The organism is Desulfovibrio sp. 1188_IL3213, from assembly GCF_036763145.1.
Taxonomy (GTDB): Bacteria; Desulfobacterota; Desulfovibrionia; order Desulfovibrionales; family Desulfovibrionaceae; genus Desulfovibrio.
In genome coordinates, this window is sequence record NZ_JBAIYR010000147.1 from 1 (window position 1) to 5,188 (window position 5,188).

The 5,188-nt window shown below is 54.5% G+C and carries 4 protein-coding genes and 1 pseudogene; 1 reads left to right on the forward strand and 4 read right to left on the reverse strand.

The genetic code is table 11. The features are described 5' to 3' along the window. The 3 genes and pseudogenes from V6C16_RS07505 to V6C16_RS07515 form a co-directional block, all read right to left on the reverse strand. Positions 1-398: pseudogene (locus V6C16_RS07505) on the reverse strand (phosphomannomutase); the annotation flags it as partial. A gap of 350 nt (positions 399-748) precedes the next feature. Then, the gene (locus V6C16_RS07510) at positions 749-1,630 is read right to left on the reverse strand and encodes a hypothetical protein (RefSeq protein WP_333536231.1); all 882 of its coding nucleotides are present in this window, start codon (positions 1,628-1,630) and stop codon (positions 749-751) included. A 58-nt stretch (positions 1,631-1,688) separates the two neighbouring features. Continuing rightward, a complete protein-coding gene (locus tag V6C16_RS07515; RefSeq protein ID WP_333536232.1) occupies positions 1,689-2,231 on the reverse strand; it encodes a V4R domain-containing protein in 543 nt (180 codons plus the stop codon). 836 nt (positions 2,232-3,067) lie between these two features. On the opposite strand from V6C16_RS07515, the gene V6C16_RS07520 reads away from it, so the two are divergent. Continuing rightward, positions 3,068-3,529, forward strand: a complete 462-nt coding sequence (locus V6C16_RS07520; RefSeq protein ID WP_333536234.1) for a helix-turn-helix domain-containing protein — start codon at positions 3,068-3,070, stop codon at positions 3,527-3,529. Between the two features lie 133 nt (positions 3,530-3,662). Here the strand turns inward: V6C16_RS07520 and V6C16_RS07525 are convergent. Continuing rightward, positions 3,663-5,188: putative bifunctional diguanylate cyclase/phosphodiesterase (locus V6C16_RS07525; RefSeq protein ID WP_333542962.1), on the reverse strand; the 1,526-nt coding region annotated here is incomplete at its 5' end.

Genomic DNA, 5,188 nt, shown 5'->3' on the forward strand with positions numbered 1-5,188 from the left:
AACAGGCCGGAATCGCCGCTTATGGGGATGGCCCCGCCGCGCACCAGTTTGAAGCCGTTTTCATCCGCCGGATTATGGCTGCCCGTGATCATGATGCCCGCGTCAAAAGGCCCGTTTGCGGACTGGCTGGCGGCGTGGTTGGCTGCGGCATAGTAAATTTCTTCCGTGCCGCAGAGGCCGATATCCGTAACACTGGCCCCGGCCTCGCGCAGGCCGTTTGCCAGTGCGTCGCGCAGAAGAGGCCCGGAAAGGCGGGCGTCGCGCCCCAGTACAACGTTGTTCGCGGGCAGCACTTCCGCCACGGCCCGCCCAAGGGCATGTGCCAGGGGGGCATTCAGGACATCAGGCACGCGGCCACGAATATCATAGGCTTTGAAGCAGGGGAGAAGAGTGCTCATGCGGTTCCTTGGCTTTGACGCGGCTGCTGCGCGCCTATCGTAAAACACGTATCCTCGTGGGATGATTATACTCAACTTGCGCAGCTTTTGCCAGCCTGTTCTGCGTGCCGCAAGGCAAGAAAAAAAGGAGGTGCCGCGGCGTGTTGATATATGTTTTTCGATCAACAGCCGCGACAGGCCGTCCGTGCAGATCTGCCTGCCTGTATCCGAACGACAGGACTGTCTTCCGGGACGCAGCCGTGTCGGCAGGTCGCGGCTCATGCTCATGCGTCCGGCGGGGCAGCGAAAAAGCGCCCTTTTACGGGCGTGATCAGTTGCGTGGGCATGATTTTATGCGTCAGCGCTCAGATTCAGATGTCGAACCGCTGTTCGTTTTCCGTGTCATCGTCGTAACGGTCGAGGTGTTCACGCAGGCGCGCGGAACCGCAGGACGAGATGTCGCCCCACCTGAGCAGCCGTTCCGAGCCGTCCCAGTCAAGCTCATAGACAAAATGCATGCGCACCGCCAGGTGCTCTGTGTGCGCTGCGGGAAGAAAGCCTACTTTTTTGCCGAGAAATATATATGGCGTATCGGCATGGGAGCGGCTGTCCGGAACCATATAGAACAGCAGGTCCGGCTTGTCGGAAAACTTTTTCAGGTCCGCCTCAGGCGGCATGAGGGCGCATGCGCCTCGTGCAGAGATATTCAGTATCTGCGTGTCTGCTGCCCTGTGACTGTGGCGGTGCAGCAGCGTTTTAAGATCGCACACAAGCTGCGGAATATGGAGCAGGCGCAGCACACCCACTGTGTGGCAGTACTGGCTGCGCCACATGACCCTTTTATCGCGCCGCATGGGGCGGACAAAGCATCTGTTGCACAGGCGCAGGTATATCTGGCTGATTTCTTCCCTGGCGTTTTTTTTGACCCCCATGACCCGGCCCGAACCCCTGTAGCCGAGGCGCTCCACAACCACGCCCTCTTTTTGGGTGTCCAGACAGAAAAAAAACTCGCAGGTATTTGCCTGCATTCTGCTGCGGCGGGGCAGGATTTCCCTGTCCTGAACCACAAGGACGGCTTCACGGCCGGTAACAGAGCACAGGCATCCGTACAGGATCATGTCTGTGGGACGCCCTTTTCCGGCAAGGCAGCAGGTCACCTTTACGGTGGTTCTTTGTCTCTGGGCAGCAGCGAAGGCTTCATGATTGCGCGCATTCCAGATGCAGTAGGCATCGTCAGAGAGCATCCCCGTCATGGCCCGGCAGCTGGCTTGAAGCGCCGGGCGCGCACCTCGCGCCCACGCTGCGGTGCGTCTATCCATCGCGCAAGGGAGCCTGTTCTTCGGTCAACTGGACGACAAAACGGCATGTCCTGTCTCCAGTGCACCAGCAGTCCACCTCTCTGGCTGTGAAGCGCCGCCCCGTGAAGGAACTGAAAAGACCTGCCACAAAGCCTTCGTCGTAAGTGCAGATAACGTGGTCGCATTCCGGCAGGCCGGAGCAGTCCACATCTTCTGAAACGGTGATACAAAAGGTGTTTGTTGACAGGTCGCTTGATTCGATGCGCAGGATGCCGATCCTTTTTTCAAGCAGCAGATCATGCAGGGCAGCCACAAAGTCATCAAACTGCGTGTAGCCCGGCAGGTAGTTTTCCACCACGTTTTCACCGGCAAGAAAACCGGCCCGGTAGAGGATTTTTTCTGATTCTTCCGTGCCGTAGCTTTCTTCCAGTACATCGCGCATGGTATAAAGGAAGAGCCTGTAGGCTTCGATGCTGACGGAGTTGCCTAGGTTGGGCCGCCCTTTCTGGATATCACCGATAAAGTCCCAATTGAAAACATAGCGACGTGATTTCATGCTGTTCCCGACTTTGTTTCAGAATTGATGTACGGGCCGGACGCTTCGGGTTTCCGGCTCTGATAATATAGTTTTGATATATCCGGATATCGGCGGGGTTTGTCAATTTAATCATATATCAGAACATATGTGTACGCTGCATGGGCATTTGCAGGGCATTTTTGATGTACGGCGGTGTGCGGCGGCGGGAGGATGTTATGACGGAGTGCTTGGTTGGCGGCGCAGTGCATCAAGGGCTTTGCCGTGCCGGAGGAGATTGATGACATGGTTTTGTATAAAAGCGTGAATATGGTGCGCGTCGGAGGGGGGGATTCGGGAAGCTGCTGTGATCGGGCGTCAGTATAAAATTTATTAACTCTAACAGTAATGATTTAGACTTCTGGTATGACAATTTGCTTTTCAGCAGGGGAACAGCATGTGCCTATATATTTATATGTCTGTATTACTTTATTATAGATGTTTTTATCTCAATATCGAATGACAAAATTTATTGACGCGCTACAGTCCGTAACAGTAGTCTGGCGCTCAGAGGCGCAGCTAGAGACCTTATTTTTATATAGTATGGTCTATTTAATGTGTCTGATTGCGGTCTTTGTACCGCTTTTGCGTTGATTATTAACGCAAGCATGAATATTTGTAATGTTGTATAAGGCATTTTGTTTGTCGCAGTTCGCTCATGACATGCTGACATCTTCTTTGATGTAACCTCCTTTTTCTAGGAGATGTTCCACTCTTTTTGAATGACGGTCCCTATGGGCTTCAGGCTTGACGCGGCAGCAGGGCCGCTCCCTGAAGTTATGACGCCCTGCTGATTTTCATTCTGTGAATGTAACCATATGAATACAAGTGGCCCGCCTAATGGGGGAGGTGCTCATGCACGTCTGGCGGAAGCCTTGGAGAAGCAATTACTCATGCTGTGCCGCAGGCATAAGATCAGGAGCAAGATCATGGATAATAATTTTTTTGACTACTCCCTCGCGATGGAAAGGATAAAGTCAGTTACCGGCTGCAAGACGCAGCAGGAACTGGCAAAGTTTTTAGGGGTTTCACAGTCCTGTATTTCAGACGCCAAAAAGCGTATGGCTATCCCTGCAGAGTGGCTGTTGAAACTGCTGAAAAAGGAAAATATTAATCCGGACTGGGTACGCAGCGGCTTGGGTTCGCAATATCTGTATCCCAGTGAAGCCGGCAGCGATATTTTGCAGGTTAAACCAGAGGCGCTGTCTTCCGGCTGTTTGATGCAGGAGTTTTTTTTCGCTCTTGTACGCAGGGCCATTGACGGCAACAAGCTTATGTAGCGGATGTTTTGATGTGATTCGGCTTGCCGGATCCGTGCGCCAGGGGCAACGGCGCACGGTGAGGCTGCCAAGTGGTCCCCGGTCGAATTGTTTCCGACCGGGGACCACTTGTTTGCTCATGGGGCCGGCCAGGCTAAACCTTGGCGGCCTGAAGGGGGCTGGGTATGGCCGCTGCGGCGGATTTTTCGGGCGAGACCCGCCCCACGCGCAGCAGGTTTTTGAACTGGTCTGCGGGCATGGGCCGCGCATAATAGAAGCCCTGGGCGTTATAGCAACCGTGCTGCATGAGAATGTTGGCCTGCTCTCTGGTTTCGACTCCCTCGCAGATGGCGCTCATGCCAAGTTGCCGTGTCAGTTCGATCATGCTGCCGAGCACAATTTGCGCTCTTTTCCCCGCCAGATTCCGTTTTACAAAGCTTCTGTCAAATTTGATGACATCGGCGGCGAACAGTTGCAGCAGGCCCAGCGAGGAATAGCCGGAGCCGAAATCGTCAATGGTCGTTTTGAAGCCCAGATCACGGAGCCGTTTTATCTGTATGTTGGCGGCATCGGGGTTTTGCAGCATGGTGCTTTCCGTGATTTCCACCTCAAGAAGCTCGTGGGGTACAGCATGCCGCGAGGCGATCTCCACCAGGCGGCGGCAGAATTCAGGGCGCTCGAAGTGCTGGCTTGAAAAGTTGCATGACACGGTGCGCGCCACGATGCCCTCGCATTCCCATTGGTGTATGGTTTTGCAGACCTGCTCAAAGATGAAAAAGTCCACTCGCAACACGTCGCCGCTTTGCTCAAAAAGGGGCATGAACGTTCCCGGCAGCAAAAGGCCGTGCGCGGGATGATACCAGCGCGCAAGGGCCTCGCTGCCGATAACGGCATTGGAGAGCATGTTCACCTTGGGCTGAAACCACACTTTCAGTTCTTCCCTTTCCAGCGCCATGCCGATGCTGTCCTTCAGGTCCTGATGGAGCAGGGACGTTTTGCGCATGCTTTCGTCGTAGAGCACCATTCTGCTTTTTCCGCGTTTTTTCGATGCCTGCAGCGCGTAGCCTGCCAGATCCATGCCCTGCTGGATGTCATGGTGGGTATGGCTGTGCGCATCAAGGATATAAACTCCGCAACGCAGTTCCACTCTGGTGGGCATGCCACTTCCGGCGCGCCACTGCTCGATGGCGTTGAGGATGCCGTAAATGCGCTTTTTCAGGGAGAGCAGGTCGTCATAGCGAAGAAAGGCGGTAAACTGGTCTGCAAAGCTTCTGGCGCAAAACTCTGTGTCCTCAAGGGCGGAATGGAGCGCCTCGCCGCACATGCAAAGCAGGCTGTCTCCTTCCGTAAAACCCAGCCTGTCATTGATGATTTTGAACTTGTTGATATCAAACTGCACAATGGCATGTAAATGGCCGTCATTTTTCTTGAGGTGTGCGACACATTCGTTTTTAAAGCTTTGCAGGTTGTGCAGGCCGGTAAGTGAGTCACAGTTCTGTAATTTTGCAAGCTTTTTTTGTTTCCGCGTCGCGATGCAGCGGTAGCCGAATGCGGCAGCGATAGTCACCGCAAGGAAAATGATTATCCTGTTCTGCTGGGCCAAGGGCGGCTCGTCCCGGTTTGCCGTGGAGAGCGCTTGGCCTGCCGTTTCGGCGGCAGCCGCTGTGGCGGTGGGCTCTG

Bases quoted from the DNA above. Each gene is read 5' to 3' on its own strand.
- V6C16_RS07510 (WP_333536231.1), bottom strand. From the start codon at position 1,630: ATGACGGGGATGCTCTCTGACGATGCCTACTGCATCTGGAATGCGCGC.
- V6C16_RS07515 (WP_333536232.1), bottom strand. From the start codon at position 2,231: ATGAAATCACGTCGCTATGTTTTCAATTGGGACTTTATCGGTGATATC.
- V6C16_RS07520 (WP_333536234.1), top strand. From the start codon at position 3,068: ATGAATACAAGTGGCCCGCCTAATGGGGGAGGTGCTCATGCACGTCTG.